Below are 19,002 nucleotides of genomic sequence, written 5' to 3' on the forward strand. Positions count from 1 at the left end.
ACGTTATTCTCACATCGGAGTTGAATTGTAATCCGTAAAAAGGAAAGCAGAAAAGCAAAGAAAGTCCCCCGGCTTTGGGATCCGGAGGACCATATTATTTTTCAATTAGAGATTCAATTGAAACGTTTCTTCCAGCTGCTCGTTGCTGCTGATATTCACTTCCATATCTTTCACAACCCCGTTGCCAACCGAGTAAACCCAGCCGTGAACGATCAAATCCTGGTTGTTTTTCCAGGCGTTTTGCACAATAGAGGTGCGTGCCAGTCCGAAAACCTGTTCTTTGACGTTGTATTCCACAAACTTATCAAAGCGCTCTTTCTCGTCTTCTATTGCATCTAACTCAGAACGGTGAAATCGGTAAACATCTTTAATGTGACTGATCCAATTGTCGATGATGCCGAATGACGAATTTCCCATAGCCGCCTGGATACCGCCGCATCCATAATGACCGCACACTATGATGTGCTGAATTTTCAACACGTTTACGGCATAATCCAAAACGCTGAGCATATTCATGTCCGAGTGGATGACCATGTTGGCAATATTTCGGTGAACGAAAACTTCACCGGGCTCGGCACCTACAATTTGGTTTGCCGGAACGCGACTGTCGGCACAGCCAATCCACAAAAGCGGTGGCTTTTGTCCATTCGCCAATCGTGTAAAATATTCAGGGTCATCACTTAATTTCTCAGCAACCCATTTCTTATTATTCTCTAAAAGTTGTTTATATAATTTGTGTGGCATTTATAAATTGAATTTAATACGTTTATGATGCTTGTACTTTGAAGATTGAGCCTAAGTGCTCTTCTTCTTTTGATTTTCCGTTCTTGCTAATAAGTAAGATCGAGATGTTTTTGTTTTTGGCTTTGGCTGAAAATTCATAAAGAATTTCAAGAATGTCGTGATCCAAATACCTGTTTTTGCTGATATCAATCTCTAAGATAGTGTTTTCCGGAATCGAATTCAACTCTTTTAAGATCGATGCTTTATTGAAAAAAGTGACTTCTTCTGCCAGCGTTATTTTCATCCGTTTTTTACCTTCTTCTTCCTCTTCGCCTACTTTGTGTACCAGGTGGGAATTCTGATAACTTTTGAAAAGCACGATAGCAACCCCGAAGGCCAGGCCGATTCCGATTCCCCAAAGTAAATCTTTCACGATAATGAAGATCACCGTCAGGGCGAACGGCACAAATTGCTTCCATCCTGCTTGGTACATGCTAATGAACAACTTCGGCTTAGCTAACTTGTATCCAACGATGAATAGCACGGCTGCCAAAACCGACAGGGGGAGCAAGTTTAAAACGCGCGGAATTAGAATCACCGATGTCAACAGCAAAAATCCGTGGAAAATAGTCGACATTTTCGACTGCGCATTCGACTGGATGTTGGCCGAACTGCGAACAATTACCTGCGTTACAGGAAGGCCACCGATTAATCCAGAAAATAAGTTACCTGCTCCTTGCGCGATCAGCTCGCGGTTGGCTGGTGTATTTCGTTTTTTCGGATCAATTTTGTCCGTTGCTTCAACACTCAACAGTGTTTCAATGCTCGCAACCAAGGCAATTGTAGCAGCCACCAGGTAGACATCAGGATTGGTTATTGCGCTGAAGTTCGGAACACTGAACTGGCCGATAAAGGAGTCAAAATCTTCCGGTACCGGCACATTTACCAAATGCGCAGCCTGAATGCCCCAAACCGGGTGGTTTCCAAGAAAACTTTGGTATAGAATTCCCACAACAACCGCAACCAACGGTCCCTGGATCAACTGGAAGATCCTGGCTTTCTTGACCAAAACCTGATCCCAAAGGATGAGAATTCCCAGCGAGACGATGGCAACAAGTGTCGATCCCAATGAAATTTGGCTAACACCTTGCGCCATTTCTTTGAAGACATCTGTATTGCTCATATCAAACAGTCCCCAGTCACTTTCCGGGCTACCGTCGTAACCAAAGAAATGTGGAATCTGCTTCATAATAATAATAATCCCGATCCCTGTCAACATTCCTTTAATAACCGATGACGGGAAATAATTACCGATAACACCAGCCTTGGCGATACCCAGTGCGATTTGAATTAAACCTGCAAGCACGACCGCCAACAGAAAATTCTGATAGCCGCCTAAACTGCTGATGGCAATTAACACAATCGCTGCCAATCCGGCTGCCGGCCCGCTAACACCAAGAGCTGACCCGCTGATGCTCCCGACGACAATCCCACCGATAATACCGGCAATAATTCCGGAAAAGGGGGGAGCACCACTTGCCAAAGCAATCCCTAAACACAAAGGCAGTGCGACAAAAAATACGATTACTCCTGCTGGAATATCGCTTTTAAGGTTCTTAAAAATATTCATGGTTTCGTTTTAACAATTCGTATGATTCCAAAAGATGCTTATGGTTTGATTAGAATTGGAAACATATGCAACCTATACGAATTGCGGAGGTCTGAAAACGTCCAGGGTAAATTGAAAATTATAATGTTGCTCGAGATGACGCTCTTTCAGTTTTAGCATTTGTCGAACAAAATCTGCCACTACGAGTTGCGGAGCGTCTTTGAAATCTTTTTTGAATGATAGTTCGCCGTATTCCTCTTGTTTTTCTTCAGCCAGCGAAGCCATTTGTATCAACAATGAGGGATTTTGATATTGGACGTAGGCGAGAGTCGCAACGAACAGTAAAAACACAAACAAGCAGCACGCGGCTTTAATTCCTGCTTGCAATCTTCGTTTATGTTGCTTCCCTGTTTTGATATTTCGGTTGTTTGTTTGCTACGGGGAAATAACGTGAAAGAAGTTGCTGTGTTCAGCGGATGACGCGGCTTTTAGAATTATTAACAAAAATCAAATTCCTCTGATTTAAGTTTTAAAAGCAACAGTTCATTGAATTTCAGTATTGTTAGCTTTCAGTTTATCGTATTTTTAAAGTTTGTCTTGAAAGAGTAATTTTTTAGGTGAAGATGTCATGAAGACAATAGTTCCTGTCCGATTCCGGCAGATATCAAGACAGACTCTTGCATTTCAACACAATGTTTGTGCGTCGCCTGATCGTTTCGGTCTAACCTTCGGTTGCTTTTCCTATTTTTGCAGGCTGAATGCGGGCAAAGCTCGTGAACATCGACTCATTTAATACCAATTTAGTTTGACATTTCATTCAAAAGAAATCGATTTGCCGGTTGTGACGATTCTCGATGATATTCGCGAAAAGTTGCAAAAACAAAACACCCTAATCGTGAATGCTCCGCCGGGAGCGGGAAAGAGCACGATTGTACCCTTGGACTTGCTCAATTTACAAGAATTGAACGGCCAAAAAATCATCATGCTGGAACCGCGTCGTTTGGCCGCGAGAACAATTGCCGAGCGCATGGCTTCGCTGCTAGGCGAGGAAGTGGGAGAGACGGTTGGCTATCGGATTCGCTTTGAAAACCGGATTGGTAAAAAGACCCGCATCGAAGTCGTTACGGAAGGAATCCTCACAAGAATGCTCCATGCCGATAATTCCTTGGAAGGTGTCGGAGCTGTCATTTTCGACGAATTTCACGAGCGAAGCATTTTTGCTGATGTTGCCCTGGCGCTTTGCCGCGAGGCGCAGCAGATTTTGCGCCCCGATTTACGTATTGTCGTCATGTCGGCCACGCTTAATTTACCACAACTGTCGGAAATACTACAAGCGCCGGTTGTTCAAAGCCAGGGGCGGCAGTTCCCCGTTGAGATCAGTTATACCGGCGAAAACGACGTCCGAATGCTGCCTGAATTGGCTGCACAGACCGTCATCCGGGCCATTCGCGAACAGGAGGGAGATATTTTGACTTTCCTTCCGGGCGAGGGTGAGATTCGAAAATGTGAGAAAATATTGCAAGACGAGCGGCTGCCTGTTGAAATTCATCCGCTTTACGGGATGTTACCCAAAAACAAACAGCTGGCGGCGATTTTCCAGAGCAAGCAGGGAAAACGAAAAATCATTTTAGCCACGTCGATCGCCGAGACCAGCTTGACAATTGAAGGCGTGAAAGTGGTGGTCGATTGCGGGTATGCCAGAACTTCCCGTTTTGACCCGCGCTCAGGCTTGTCGCGTTTGGAGACGGTACAAATTTCCAAAGATTCCGCTGATCAGCGAGCCGGTCGGGCCGGTCGCTTGGGCCCCGGTGTGTGTTACCGCATGTGGTCGCGCGCAACACAGGAACAGCTGGCAGAGCACCGCACACCAGAGATTATTGAAGCCGATTTGGCCGATTTGGTGCTTGATTTAGCCCAATGGGGAATCACCGATCCCAATCAGTTGTCTTGGTTGAGCCCGCCGCCCAAAGGGGCTGTGCTGCAGGCTTCCGAATTACTTCACAACTTGGATGCCCTAGAAGGAAGCAAAATTACACCGCTAGGAAAGGAGTTGCACCGACTGCCTTGTCATCCGCGGATTGCCCACATGCTGATTATGGCTCAAAAAGAAGGCAATGTAGCTTTGGCTACCGATTTGGCAGCTGTTTTGGAAGAACGAGATCCGTTGGGTAAAGAGGCCGGAATTGACATCAATCTTCGGATTGAAGCGTTGCGGAAACAACGGGCGGAAAATCGGTTGTCGAAAAAGCTGAACCGAATTGAGAAAGTTGCCGAATCCTATCGCCAGATTATCAATTGTAAAATCAGCAACGAAGCTGTGAATCCTTATGAAACAGGCTTGCTGCTGGTTTACGCTTACCCCGAGCGGATTGCATGCGCTCGGGTGGGTAACAACGCACAGTTTCAGCTAGCAAATGGCAGTATTGCCATGGCTGGCCATCGCGACGATCTGGCGCACGAATCGTGGCTGGCCGTTGCGCACCTGAATGCCCGAGAGGGAATGGGAACAATTTTTTTGGCATCGCCCTTAAATCCAACCGATTTGGCTCCCTTGGTGAAAACCCGGGAAGTCATCAACTGGGACAGCAAAAAGGGAACGCTGAATGCCGTCAGCGAGTTGCGGATCGGTAGTATTGTGTTGCAGTCGAAACCGTTGCCCAATCCGGATCCCAGCTTGCTGCAGCAAGCCATTACCGATGCGATCAAAAAAGACGGCGAACACTTGCTGAATTTTTCGGAAGAAGTGGTGCAATGGCAAAACCGTATTTTGAGTCTGCGCAAATGGAACCCCGAGCAAAACTGGCCCGATGTTTCCACTGCGGTTTTACTTCACTCGAACCAGGAATGGCTTTCGCCGTATTTGCAAAACATTCGGAAAGCCGATGACCTGAAAAAAATCGATCTGTTGAATGTCCTTCAATATAGTTTGGAGACAGAACTTCAAACAAAATTGAACGAATTGGCTCCCGCGCGTCTGAACGTTCCAAGCGGATCGGCCATCAAACTGCAATACCAACCCAATGGTGCGGCTCCGGTTTTGGCGGTGCGGTTACAAGAAGTTTTCGGGTTGGCAGATACTCCAAAAGTGAATGGTGGCAAACTCGGAGTATTGATGCATTTGCTGTCGCCCGGATTTAAGCCAGTGCAGGTAACATCGGATCTTCGCAGTTTTTGGAACAACACCTATTTCGAGGTGAAAAAGGAATTGAAACGGCGCTATCCGAAACATGCATGGCCCGATGATCCATGGACGGAAGAAGCTGTTCGTGGAGTCAAAAGACGGAAAAACGACAATTAAGCAGCAAATAATTTCATCTGTAGCGAGCGAAAAAGTGGGGTAAAGCTGAGATTTATTGCTTGGGATCGGCTAACTTGTTGATTCAAACAGTCGATATGAAGACAATTGCCTTACTTATTGCATTATTGTTGAGCATATCGTTACATGCTCAGAGATTTCAGGGGATTCATACGAGCCGTTTTTTCCCGCTACAAAATATTTACAGCCAGCCTGCCGATTTGGTCCGGTCTGACTCCCGCTGGAATGTCAACTTTCTGTCAACCAATATTGCCCTCAAGGAGAACTTTGTTTTCAACGAATCCGATTACTGGGATTTAGTAGGTAAAGTTGGATTTGGTGATCTGAAATACTTTTTCGCAACAGAAGAATCGGCCTTGGTCGCCGTGGGAAATGTGATGCTTCCATCTGTTTCGTATAAAATCAATCATCGAAACGCCGTCGCCTTAACAATGCGTTTGCGTGTTAACGGGATTTACAAATCGTCGAACAGTGATCTTTTAAAGCTATTCACAGGAATTGACAATCCCGAAGGCCTGCAAAATCTTTCCAACGAATACTTCAAATCGCTTGTGAATCAATGGATGGAATATTCGGCCAGTTGGTCCGGTGTTTTATGGGAAAACGAAGGCCATCTGCTTACCGGCGGCTTAAACCTGAAATATTTGGTCGGCGGTGGTTCCGGCTATCTCAATATGGATGGCATTAACGTGGATTACAGCAGCTCTGATATCGATCATTTCGATGTACAGGTGTCCTATGCCTACAACAAAAACCTGAGTAATACAATTAGCCAGGGTAAGATTGACTTGTTTGGTGACCGGGGAGTTGGTCTTGATTTTGGGCTAAGCTATTCCTACAAACCTACCGGTAACGATGCAATTCCCTACAAGTACAAAGTTGGATTCAGCATTAGCGATGTGGGCTATGTAAAACACCGTAAAGAAGTTGATCGTTCCAGCTTTCAGGTCGACATCCAGAATATTTCCTTTTCATGGTTTAGCCAAGTTGAATCGATGCGGGCATTAATCGATTCGCTGAAGAATTCAGTTGATTTTGTCGTTGTCAATCAGAATTCATACAAGATGGATTTGCCGAAAACCTTCACCTTGACCGGAGATTATTGTTTCAGCCGCAACTGGTATGTTGAAGGTTTAATTTCCTATCAGCCGGGCTATTACCGCCGGGTAAGCGATATTATCCGCAGCCGGATTTGGACATTCGCAGTGACACCTCGTTTCGAAAATCTAAACTGGGGTGTGTATTTGCCCTTCTTTCACACTTCGCTTAGCACTGATTTGGGCGCAGCATTTCGCTGGAAATTCTTTTTCATGGGCTCCCGGAATGTACTTAGTAATATGCTCTCGAGTGGGCCACAGAACGGAGAGTTCTATTTTGGTATTAACATCCCGATTGGCAAACAAGAGTAGGCATTTCAACTTCCGACTATCCGATTGTTTTTTTACTTTAGCCGCTCAAAACGGTGTGGACGCATCGTACAACGATGCGCAACAAACAGCAGAATGATTAGTAAAGAGAAGCAAATCCAAATTGTGAGCCCTGGCCCCAACGGGCAATTACTAAATGAATACGGCATGCCTGTCAAGCCGCCTGCAGGCTGGAATTTTCTACCGGCAGGTGACGCAAGTGTTACCCGCAAAGTAACGGCGCAGGGAAAATATTGGCGTGTGCAATACAAAAAGGGACGGAAAACAATCTCGAAAGGTGTTTGGGCTCCGGCAGAAACCATTTCGATGGCGCAACAGGATGTAGTAGCTACACGCCAAACTGAAACATACCAAAAGAAACGGGTCGCAGATTTGCAACGTCGCGAAAAAAAGCAGCAAGTGTACGAGGGCGAATTCCTGTCGGCTGTGGAGCAGTACCTCAATTTTCACCCCGAGTATAAAGAAGCGGAACGGTTGATGGCTTTGGCGATTACCGAACATGCCACGCCAGTGGGCAGCGGCACCGTTGCCCGCACACAAATGATTCCGTTGGAGGAACGTGCTGCCAAAGCCGTGATTGCCTGGATGCGCCACCAAACAACAGCCTACGATAACATGAAAATCGCCCGCATAAAAGGCGAACGACGGGCTGTTCGCAGAGATTTGGCGAAACAGTCTGTAGAACTTTTGAAAGCTTACCGGAAAGGAATGGCACTTGCCGAAAACTGTCCTTTACGATCGGCTCTTCGAAAACAAACAAAAGAAAAGTCAGCTACTTTGAATAATCAACCACCGATAAAAACGACACTTTAATGAGTAATTTATGCCCGTGCGGCTCTCAAAAAGAGGCTGAACAATGTTGTTTGCCAATTATTTACGGGAAAAGAGATGCCGAAACAGCCCTGCAGCTGATGCGTTCGCGCTACACGGCCTTTACGAGAGCCGATGGAGCTTACCTGATGCGCAGTCATCACAGTGCAACACGGCCGGTAAAAGACCGGAAGAACATCGAAAACTGGGCTCGTTCGGTGGAGTGGATGGGGCTGGTGATTCTCGGTACAAAAGCAGGCGAAGCCCCCGACAATACTGGCTATGTCGAATTCCGGGCACTTTACCTGGAGCAAGGTGTCCTGCACGAGATTCATGAAAAATCGCTTTTCAAACGCGAAAACGGGAAGTGGGTTTATCACTCCGGTGAGCACTTCTAGAAACGAAAAAAGCAGATCAAATTTGACCTGCTTTCAAAATATAGATTGATGTAACGTTAGAGTTTCTGGCTGATTTTTTCTTCCAGTTTAATAATGTCAGCCGCAAATTTCCGAATACCTTCGGCCAGTTTTTCGGTAGCCATAGCATCTTCATTCATCATCCAGCGGAATGCCTTTTCGTCCAGCGAAATCTTCGGTTGATCGTAACCACCCAAATCATCAGCGTTCAGTTTTTGCTCCAATGTACCATCCATTTCAGCCAATTCTTTCAACAGATTCGGCGAAATGGTCAGCAAATCGCAACCGGCAAGCTCCGTGATTTCGCCCGCTTTACGGAAGCTGGCACCCATCACTTCAGTTTTATAGCCGTATTTTTTGTAGTATTTATAAATTTCGGTCACCGATTCCACGCCCGGATCTTCACTGACAGGAATATCATCAACACCACGATCTTTTTTATACCAGTCGTAAATACGTCCAACGAAAGGAGAGATCAGCTGTACTTTTGCTTCGGCACAGGCAATGGCTTGAGCCATGCTGAATAACAAAGTCAGGTTACAGTGAATGCCTTCTTTTTCGAGGATTTCAGCTGCTTTAATACCTTCCCAGGTCGAAGCGATCTTAATCAGGATTTTCTCCTTTGGGATACCTTCGTCTGCATATAATTTGATCAATTGGTGTGCTTTGTTCACGGTTGCTTCCGTATCGAACGACAGACGGGCATCCACCTCTGTCGAAACACGTAGCGGAACAATTTTCAATATTTCGGTACCAAAATTCACAGATAATTTGTCCATGCAAAGGCTCAGCTGCTCTTCCTTCGAGCCTCCTTTGGCCTTGGCATATGCCACCGCCTGATCAATCAGGTGTTGGTATTTGGCGTCTCCGGTTGCCGCAAAAATCAGCGAAGGGTTTGTCGTGGCATCGCGCGGAGTAAATTTTTTCATCGATTCAAAATCGCCAGTATCGGCAACTACTACAGTCATTGTTTTTAATTGATCAAGCAAACTCATAATCGTATAATTTTTAAGTTCGATCATATAAACAGAGCAGAAGCCAGAGAGTTTATGCAATCGATTGCTTTTAAGTAAAGTTAACATGAAGATTCGAATAAGCCGCAATGAAAAATCAATCCAATACTCAGTCGTTTACCCGTTTATAGAGAAATTGCGGCATTCTCGAAAAATGTAGATTTTTTTGCAATACCATAGCTGTTGCAAAGGGGTGGCTCAGGATAAATTTCACTACGGGCAAAACTGTTCTGTTATTTGTGCGGAACTGAATTCTCATTTTTTTAAGAAGAATTGATTGATGCGAATTCCATTTTCGGCTCAAAAAACAAGAGAACAATTTATGGATATGTTTTGCCAGCAGTCGACCGGATACATGGAAAGCAAGTGCATTTTATCTTCATTTCACATCTTGTTGTCAGAGAAAGCGTTCAATAAAAAATGATGAATCTTGGGCCTTTTCAGTAAACAAAAGGCATTCGAGAACGTTCAAAAAGTGAAATTTTGTAAGGTGAACGCAAAAACTGCTGACTGCCGAGTAACAAAGAGCAGGACAATATATTCAATCAAAATACGCCAAAATGCTTAGTACGAAAGAAAAATCAGTACACATTAATATTGAATCAAATTATTATGGCTCAATCGCTGAAATCGGGGGCGGACAGGAAACAGCCCGACACCTTTTTCAGGCTGGTGGGGCATCAAATACGGTTGCCAAAACCATTTCCGCTTACGATAAAAGCTTTAGCGACCATTTTTATAACAATGGTCAGCCATCCCGTTACGTGGCCGAGGATCGTGTGAAAAAGATGGTGGAATACGAGTATATGGAATTGCTGAAAATTCTGGATGAAAAGATCAACCAGAAATTCTTCGCTTTCGCCAATACCGTTGAAACCCTTAATTACACGAAGACAAATCAGGGAAGTGGCTGGTTGGGAATTGCACTTGAAGGAACTGATCGATACAATCCCAATAAAATATTCATTCACGTTAAACTGCATGAACGCGACACTTTGTTACAGCAATATTCTCTGGGAGACCTGGGGATTAACCTGATTTACGGTGCGCTGTTTCAATGGGAAGATCCCCGAAAAATCCTACTGCAATTGCTTGATAACCTGGATGCCGAAAGGGTAGAGGTTGACTACATTTACGTAGAAGGTCCGGATTTAACCTGGGTCGATAACCGCATTCTGAACCTGATGTTGGTCAGCAACAATATGACACCGGCGATCATGTTCGATCCGCAGGGAAACGTGCAGCAACCCGGCGATATGCTCTACAAGAAGAATGTGCTGCTAATGCGCGGCTATTTCCGGCCGGTAAACAACCTGGTGATCGAATTCCTGGAGAATAGTCTGGAAGTATTTAAGCGCGACGAGGATTACAAACCCGATAACACCATCGCATTCTGCGAAATATCGCTCAACAACCTGATGCACGACCGTAAAGTTGACGAATCGGATTTTCTGCACCGCGTCGATCTGCTGAACATGGTCGGACAAAGTGTAATGGTTTCGAATTTCAGCCGCTATTTCGAATTGGTGAATTATTTCGGGCAGTTTAAAATGATCAAATTGCGTGTGATCATGGGGATGCCAACCTTCGACCTGATTCTGGATGAATCACTCTATCCCGATTTGCGGGGAGGCTTGCTGGAATCGGTCGGTAAACTGTTCCACAACAACGTAAAACTGTACTTATTCCCCTACATCGATACCAAAAGCGGGCGGGTCATTTCTCCGGATACCGATCACTTTGAAGGATCCAAAAAACTACTTTGGCAGTACCTGAATGAAACCAAAAAAATATTGATGCTTGAACTCAAATCGGAAGATCTGATCAAGCAAACAACAGAACAACTTCGTGATTTGATTCGAAACGGCGATCCCCGGTTAAAAAGCTTGCTGCCGGAAAAGGTTTATTCTCACATCCAAGAAAACAAGCTGTTCGACTACAATTGCAATAACAGTCAACAAACAGATTTAATCTGATAATTAAAGAGAAAGATACTTAGAGGCGCGGTTACGACTGCGCCTTTTGTTTTTGTTTGCCGTCCGTCTTTTTTGCAATACCAATCTGGTTTACAACGCGTTTGCTATTTCACAACCAGCATTGATTTGATCCGTTCTAAAATCATCTAATTATTTCTCTGAATGTTTTAGCCAGGCCTGAACCATGCGCAGTTCCCCAAAGCTGAATTCATTGTCCAGCGCGGTTCTGGCTTCGGTCAGGCTGCTATCGGGATGTTCGAGCATATAGTTTTCAATTTTGTCAATCTTTTGGGGATCGATCAATCGACTCAGTTCCAGCTCTCCGGTTTCGATGTAGTGAGCGAGATGTCCCTCGATGGTACTAACGGCCATATTGCGCTCGGTGGCAATGCGGTCAACGCTTTGTCCTTCGAGGAAAAGCTGGTAGCTTATTTCGTGCGACGGCTGCTTCGGCTTTTGCGTTTCTGTTTCCAGTTGCGTCTGAACCTCAATATTGAGTTTGCTGTCGCGGGCATAATCGGCAATAAGTTTCAGAATATCGCTGCCATATTGTTTCACGGTTTTCTTACCGACCCCCTTAATTTCCAATAATCCTTTGGGTGTGATCGGTAATTCGTTTACAATCGAAACCAACGCTTTGGTCGTGAGAACCTGGTAAACGAGCAAATCCCGCTCTTCGGCCATCTCACGCCGCCAAACCGAAAGTCTCCGGTACAGTTCGGGATGCCTGCTACCGACTCCGCCTTGACTCGCTGTAGCTTCCCGTTCCTGCTTTGGCACACTCAGCAAGGCCTTCGCACGGGCTGGCAGGTATTCCTGCACATTCAAACCGTTCTGGCACAATTGCCAGCAAGCCAGTTTGACATACAGAATTTCATTCATCTTGTTCAGCCGTTCCCGGATGTCTTTTTTTAGGGCATGGTTGTCGGTTTCAAACGAAGCCTCGTCAAGCGCTTGCTGCCATTCTTTTTTGAGCTTGTCATAGAAATAATGGCTGGCCTTTTTGAGGCGTTCCTGCAGTTCCGTATTATGCTCCACATCGTCAGCTCGCGATGCCAGACTGTGCACCTGACGCATGAACTTGGCCGACAGCGGAATCAACTCATTCGTACACTGCGACGAGATTGCTGTCAGCTTTTCGCCAATTGTTCCAAGCACCGATCCCGCATTCTCACTGAAAATCTTCACTGCTTGCCGAACCTGGTATTCATAGGTTTTAAAGTTGAACAATTCTTCCAGCAAAGCAAGCTGATAGGCCTTTTGCGATTGTTGCAGGTCTTTTTGTTCGGGCTGATTGTCGGCCATGCGGCTATTGAAACCATTCACTTCGCGGTCGCAAATCACGGCCTTATCTGATAGTGGACTGCTCAATACCAGCCCCTCCATGCTTTTGCAGCGACTCAGGGCGACATAGGTTTGTCCGTGCGCAAAAGCAGCTTGTGCATCAATAATAGCCCGCTCAAATGTCAATCCCTGGCTTTTGTGGATGGTAATGGCCCAGGCAGGTCTCAGCGGGTATTGCAGAAAAGAGCCTTCAATTTTTTCCTCCAGCTCTTTCGTATCTTCATTCAGCACATATTTCACATTGTTCCAAAGCTCCTTATCCACCGGAATGGCCGCAAAATCACCCGGACAACGCACAATGATCAGATCTTCCTCAAAAGCTTCCACCGTGCCGATTTTGCCGTTGAAATAAAGCTTGTCCTGCGAGCTGTCGTTTTTCACGAACATCACCTGTGCACCTTCTTTCAGCACCAGCTTTTCAGCAGTCGGGTAGGCATGCTCCGGAAAAACACCTTCAACTTCGGCCTTAAATTCGTGTGGCGAAGCAGTCAGCTTGTCCATTTCGCGGCCATTGACCTCGTCGGCAACAGAATTGTGGGTCGTGAGGTGAATATAACCTTCTTCCTTTTTCGGGCTGAAGCCGGGCTGGTAGCGCCTGTTCAGAATTTCGAGCGATTGCGATGTAAGCTTATCTTCGCGAATCTCATTCAGAATTTGAATAAAGGCATCATCCGACTGCCTGAAGATTTTCTTTAACTCGATGCTGATAACCTGCGCCTGCTGAAAGGCTTTGCTGCCAAAGAAGAACAGGCTGTTGTAGTGTGATCGCAACAGGCTCCACTCATCGTTGCGGACAACCGGAGCCAGCTGCTGCAGGTCGCCAATCATGAGGAGTTGCACGCCTCCAAAAGGCTGAAATCGGTTGCGGTATTTCCGCAGCACTCGGTCGATGCCGTCCAACAAATCGGCACGCACCATACTGATTTCGTCAATGATCAGCAGGTCGAGTGAGCGGATGATATCAATTTTGCGCTTGGTAAACTTGTGACTGTTGTGTTCTTTCCCTTCTTCAGCGCCTTCCGGAACCGGTAAAATGGGCCCAAAAGCCAGCTGGAAAAAGGAGTGAATGGTCACCCCGCCGGCATTGATTGCGGCCACACCCGTTGGAGCCACAACAACCGAACGTTTCCAACCCAGTGATTTCAGACGTTTCAGGAAGGTTGTTTTTCCCGTTCCCGCCTTCCCGGTCAGAAAGATGTTCCGGTCGGTCAAGTTGACGAAGTTCCAGGCTAGTTCCAGTTCTTTGTTGGTTTCCATGTACTTGTATTTTCGAGCGCTTTCGAGGATTTCTATTGAGCCGCTAATTTACAAAATATCAACCGGAATGCTTGAAAGGAAACAAGTAGATAGAAGATGAAAATAAAATACTTGCTTGTCTTAAAATATTATTGTAATTTGCTAAATAGAAATTGCGACCTCATCTGTTTAAAGATCAACTCTCTGTGTCCATTCTTTCTGAATGACGATTACCATAAGTTTTCAAGCACTGCTAGTTAATTAATCAATACTAGTATTTTCTGTTCTGACTTAACTACCATGTTGGAGCAATAGAGTCGTGCTTCTTTGTCGTAACCCTTGTTCGAAATGAAAAAGATAGCAGCCAAACGCTTAGGCATCCTGTCTACCAGTACCATCGTTGTTGTCGTTGCGATGTTCTTGTATTATTTCTACACGGATCGGGTAAAAGAAACCCGGGTGAAGAAGGAAGCCTTTAAGATCATGTATCGGAAAGCTCAGAATTTGAAGGATTTGGAAAAAGGGTTGGTAATTTCTTATGCTTCAAAACCGTTTCAGGACTATGTTAAAGAGTCGGTAATTGATGGTTTGTGGGATTCAGAAAGCTACTGGCGGAGATTATATGTACTAGAGGACCAATTGGATACTAACCCATTTTTATTGAACCTAATAGATCTTCGTGACTTTGACTCAAAAAGCCAGAAATTCTTACGTTATGATACAAAAGCATATTTAGCTTTTAATGATATGGACGACACAGAATTGGAAAAAAAGGATTCAATAAAGAATAGCAACTCGAAAGCCTATTACAAATTCTTAGACACACTAACTACGCGATATAAATGCACGGAAGAAGATTTAGACTATTATCTTCTTCTTAAGGAGGTTATGGGGAGCTGTGAAGCCTCGGATACTGCAGAGCTCAGAATAAATTTAGGCAAAGATGGGTTTGAAAAGGAAGATATCGATGTCTTTTATTCGACGATTATAACTGACCCCGGGGGCAAACTTCTTGAGGAAAATACTGGTTCAATACGCCCGGAGTTGGATCGTGATTTGACAACCTATTCCGAACTGTACGAAAAATATTACGAAAGCTCCCTTCGAGTAGGCGAGTATTTGAATAAGATTGACCGGTCTTATTCAGCTATATTGTTCAAGCTTTTACTCGGTGATACTCCTTTAGAAATATTCCCGATTTTGGTCCGAAAAGAAAAGTTATTTGATAAAGGTCGTTTTAAAAGTCGTTTGTTCTCCGATTTTTTGGTTTTTGATGAATCCACTTTAATTCATTCGACCAATTCAATTCTAGAATTAGAACTAAAGCAGGGGAAGCTCAAAGGCTTTCATCTTGATTCGTTGAAATATGTTTATGCTGATGCAGATAAAAAACAAACCTATCTCACCGAAATGCTTTCCATCGGGGAGCGGAAACTGAGTAACCCGGATGAAAAACAGCTGGAAATTGAAGTACAAGGGGAGAAATACCAGGCTTTTATCGTGCCTGTTCAGGGAGTGAAATTAAAATACCTGGTGGGTTTAATCCCCAATAGTAAATTTAGTGCTTACACACGCCCTGTAGATCGTCGCCTGGTTTCCTGGACATTGATTTTCATTGTGTTTTTTATGCTCTCGCTTCCCTTTTTGCGCTTGCTCTTTGTATCACAGGGCGAAAACTTTCGGATTAGGAACCTCATGTCTTTGGTTGTTTGTAGTGCCTTGCTGTTTTTCTTTATCGCCTACGGTTCCATTTATTACGCCAGTCAGTATGGAATCCGAAAGAATATTGATGTGCGTCTTGTCGATTTATCAGATACAATCAAAAACTCCTTAAAGGCAGAATTGGATTCAATGCAAGAAAACTTAGTCAATTTTGCTCAGACGAATTATCCGAAAAAGGAAGACCTAAATTCCATGGCTCAGTTAGGAGCTTCACGGGAACTGGACAACCTGATATACATAAAACTAAATATTGCAAGAGATGCTGTTGATGCTATTTTCGATAGCTTTGACAGCAAATACCCCTATTGGAAGAATGCCTTTATAGTCGACAGAAGGCTCGGAGATAGTAAAAATCAAATCATTTTTGACACCCGGAATCCAAAGCGCTACCGGGAGAAAGAGCGAATCTGGGGGGCCGATTTAAGTAAACGAAATTACGTAACTGATCCTGAACTGTATCTTCGAAATGGAAAGTCTATTGGCTTTGAATCGGTTAATTCGTTAACGACCCTGAAACCCGAAGGCGTTTTGTCAATGCCGTATTTGCAAGATACTATTGTTGATGATAAGGGAGATACAACTCTCATAGAAAACTTTGTTATATGTCTGGCTTCTGATTTGTATTCCGTCAATAATACCATTTTGCCGGAGGGATATTCCTTTTGTGTAGTGGACAATCAGGGAGAGGTATGGTTTCACCACGAAAGTGAAAATAACAAAAGAGAAAATTTACTTCAGGAAATTGACGAGGATCCTTCTTTACAGATTGCCCTAAAAGAACGGCGGGCCAAGAAATTTGATTGCATGTACAAGCTTCGGCCAACCCGCATGTATGTGCAGCCGATTTTGCCGGAGTTTGGCTTAACGCTGGTGTGCATGCATACCAAAAACGAAACCCAACAGGTTGTGAACCAGGCATCGTATATTTTAATGGCAACTTTTTTAAGCCTCATGTCAATGTGGCTGATAGTGGCTTGCTGCTACCGGTGGTATGCGCGAGTCAAATTAAAGTCAGAATACCAGTCCGATCTATTACTCGATTTCTATCCAAATCCCTTAAAACAACAGAAGTACTCCCGGCTTATACTGTATAATGGATTGATGTCGGTCTTCGTGTTATTATCCATTGTTTTATTTTACAGGGAAATATACATTTACCACTGGATCCGCATACTACTATTTGTTGGCATCTTTATTCTGTTCTGGAATGCAAAAATCTTACGAATAAAAGAACAGATGAATTGGAATACTTTTGTTGCTAGAAAATCAATTACGATTTTGGTTTTAGCTATCATCTGCACATTTTTGTTCGAAAAAATAGTGGGCCAAATGCCACTGCATGATTATCAAGCTCTTTTTTTTAATCACTCTTTCAATAAATCAACCTTTTTAATAGCATTGTTATCAGTGGTTAGCGTGTTTGTACTGTATCGTCGTATCCCCACTGAGCCTCAGACGTCAGATTTAACTGTTTCCACAAAATTTAAAGAGCTGTTTATAAATGCATACAAAAAGAATATCTATTCATTTTATGTTGGTTCTTTGATTTTGGGGGTGGTCTTTGTCCCGCTATGGGTATTGTACATCGATGTATTTTACCACGAAACAACACTGTACCGGAATGATCAACTTCGATATGTTGCTGATCGATATATGGAGAAATACAATGTATTAGAAGAGGATTTCCCCAAGCATGATGTTTTAGCAGAATTAAAGAATAAAGGAAATTACTTCGGCTCATTGCATGATATGGCTATCTCCAGTTGTTCCAATGATTCCTGTACTGTTTTCCCTTTTTCATTGAATGATAATAAAGATTCTTTAGAAATAAAGGATTTATGTGTAACGGACTATCTGCAAACCTTTGGTCCTACGCGATCAGCTATTTTTTATTTGAATAATTTGCTGGAAGATCGTGGAAACATGGCCAAAGCGAGTTATTATGAATCCACCGATAGAATTTATCATCATTATAGTCTAGGAAAAAGCTTGCTTTTAACCGTCAATAAAGGAGGCGGTACATATCAATACCCGGAGAGTTTATCTATTTCCCTAGATCGATCTAATCTAATCGTCATGCCTGTTCGCTATTGGGGATTTCTGATCGGGTTGTTTTTTGTTTTTACCCTTTTTGCAGCTACTTTCCCGATTATTGGACGATATATATTCCCGTACTATCGATTCAAAGAAGACCCTATGAAAAAATTCAAATCGCTTCCGCCTAGAGGAACTCATAATGTGTATTGCGTGTCAGTTGAGCCAACTGCTGCACAATATGAACCCGCGGATAAGTTGATTCGGATTGGTCAAAAAGCCGATTACCAAGAGGCTAAAGATGAGCTAAGACGGGTGTGTAAAAGGCATATAATTATCACTTTAGATCACTTCAATTTTAAAAACGTTATTGAACTAGAGGACTTTGTTGAATTGTTAGAGATGGCCGTCACTGAAAAATCGAATATCCAACTTGAATCCTGCTATAAACCGTCAATATTAAAGCAACAAATAAAAGTATCACTAGAACGTAAGATAGATAAGAATCACGAGACCCAAATTCAACTTGATGCATTGATGAGCCGACTTTCAAATGCATTGAGCCATTTTCAGGTACAGTTTATTCCAATTAAAATCAATAATTTGAAAGAAGAAGTATTGACTGAAGAACTCAAAAACGCAGCATTTAAAGGCAACTATTATAGGGAACATGTCGCTAATTGTATTGGAATGTTTGCGAATAGTAGTTTCTATCTAAACGTTAATGGTGAAGGTGGCATCAAAAAATTGCTTCCGCTCGACGATTTTGTAGCCAAGTGCTACCAGTTGAATAATACCTATTATCAAAAATTATGGGAGGGCTTTACCCCGGAAGAAAAATCCCTTTTGTTTGATATCGCAGAGGACCATATTATTAACATGCATAAAGACGAAGTTACCGAGGTGTTGATTAAAAAAGGAGTTGTACGTCATGGGCAATACCTCGAATTATTTAATCTCAGCTTTACTCATTTTGTCCGCATGAGGGAGAGAGAAGTGTTCGAGATTAACCAGGAACTCCTGGAAAACAGTCGCATTAGCTGGAGCATGTACAGCTTGCCAATAAAAATTCTGATCGGCGCGGTATTAGTGTTCCTGGTAATTATCAATCAAGAGTTCCTGACCAAGGTTCAATCCATTCTTTTAGCCGTTAGTGGTATACTGGGAATTGGGCTGCGTTTCTTCAGCTTCTCTCCGAAGTCGTTTTTGGGAAAGTCCGATGGATAGCCTGATCTAAGAGAAATTCTCAGTAATAATTATTTAATATAAAGTTTCCTTCTAAGTTCTAACGATCTAATGCGAGTTCCCTAACTTTATTGATCAAACAGCAAGACGGAAATAGTTTCTGAAAATTAAGCTTTCAACAAGAACACAGA

11 protein-coding genes are annotated in these 19,002 nt (G+C 43.7%); 6 read left to right on the forward strand and 5 right to left on the reverse strand.

All coding sequences use genetic code 11. The features are described 5' to 3' along the window. Positions 1 to 105: 105 nt before the first annotated feature. The 3 genes from can to BC643_RS01600 form a co-directional block, all read right to left on the reverse strand. Entirely contained in the window at positions 106 to 744 is a 639-nt protein-coding gene (gene can, locus BC643_RS01590) for a carbonate dehydratase (protein WP_120271425.1), read from the reverse strand. A gap of 22 nt (positions 745 to 766) precedes the next feature. Further along, entirely contained in the window at positions 767 to 2,353 is a 1,587-nt protein-coding gene (locus BC643_RS01595; RefSeq protein WP_211337949.1) for a SulP family inorganic anion transporter, read from the reverse strand. A gap of 72 nt (positions 2,354 to 2,425) precedes the next feature. Next, positions 2,426 to 2,626 (reverse strand): hypothetical protein, encoded by a 201-nt coding sequence (locus BC643_RS01600; protein WP_147377101.1) that lies wholly within the window; start codon positions 2,624 to 2,626, stop codon positions 2,426 to 2,428. A gap of 511 nt (positions 2,627 to 3,137) precedes the next feature. Here BC643_RS01600 and hrpB point away from each other — a divergent pair. The 4 genes from hrpB (at position 3,138) to BC643_RS01620 (ending at position 8,283) form a co-directional block, all read left to right on the forward strand. After that, on the forward strand, positions 3,138 to 5,630 hold the full coding sequence (gene hrpB / locus BC643_RS01605; RefSeq protein WP_120271427.1) for an ATP-dependent helicase HrpB: 2,493 nt from the start codon (positions 3,138 to 3,140) through the stop codon (positions 5,628 to 5,630). Positions 5,631 to 5,725: 95 nt separating this feature from the next. After that, positions 5,726 to 7,057, forward strand: coding sequence for a DUF5723 family protein (locus BC643_RS01610; RefSeq protein WP_147377102.1), 1,332 nt, complete (start codon positions 5,726 to 5,728; stop codon positions 7,055 to 7,057). 93 nt (positions 7,058 to 7,150) lie between these two features. After that, positions 7,151 to 7,888: a DUF2293 domain-containing protein gene (locus BC643_RS01615; protein WP_120271429.1), complete on the forward strand. Its 738-nt coding sequence runs from the start codon at positions 7,151 to 7,153 to the stop codon at positions 7,886 to 7,888. After that, positions 7,888 to 8,283 (forward strand): YchJ family protein, encoded by a 396-nt coding sequence (locus tag BC643_RS01620; protein WP_120271430.1) that lies wholly within the window; start codon positions 7,888 to 7,890, stop codon positions 8,281 to 8,283. Before BC643_RS01615 ends, BC643_RS01620 begins: the two co-directional genes overlap by 1 nt. Before the next feature lie 56 nt (positions 8,284 to 8,339). Here the strand turns inward: BC643_RS01620 and tal are convergent, their stop codons facing one another. Next, the gene (gene tal, locus BC643_RS01625; RefSeq protein ID WP_317127719.1) at positions 8,340 to 9,383 is read right to left on the reverse strand and encodes a transaldolase; all 1,044 of its coding nucleotides are present in this window, start codon (positions 9,381 to 9,383) and stop codon (positions 8,340 to 8,342) included. Positions 9,384 to 9,874: 491 nt separating this feature from the next. On the opposite strand from tal, the gene BC643_RS01630 reads away from it, so the two are divergent. Beyond that, positions 9,875 to 11,290, forward strand: a complete 1,416-nt coding sequence (locus BC643_RS01630) for a TonB-dependent receptor (protein ID WP_120271431.1) — start codon at positions 9,875 to 9,877, stop codon at positions 11,288 to 11,290. Between the two features lie 150 nt (positions 11,291 to 11,440). On the opposite strand, the gene BC643_RS01635 is transcribed toward BC643_RS01630, so the two are convergent. Next, a complete protein-coding gene (locus BC643_RS01635) occupies positions 11,441 to 13,891 on the reverse strand; it encodes a helix-turn-helix domain-containing protein (RefSeq protein WP_120271432.1) in 2,451 nt (816 codons plus the stop codon). Between the two features lie 327 nt (positions 13,892 to 14,218). Here BC643_RS01635 and BC643_RS01640 point away from each other — a divergent pair, with 327 nt between their 5' ends. Beyond that, on the forward strand, positions 14,219 to 18,853 hold the full coding sequence (locus BC643_RS01640; protein ID WP_120271433.1) for a hypothetical protein: 4,635 nt from the start codon (positions 14,219 to 14,221) through the stop codon (positions 18,851 to 18,853). Positions 18,854 to 19,002: the final 149 nt, after the last annotated feature.

Source organism: Mangrovibacterium diazotrophicum (assembly GCF_003610535.1).
Classification (GTDB): Bacteria; Bacteroidota; Bacteroidia; order Bacteroidales; family Prolixibacteraceae; genus Mangrovibacterium; species Mangrovibacterium diazotrophicum.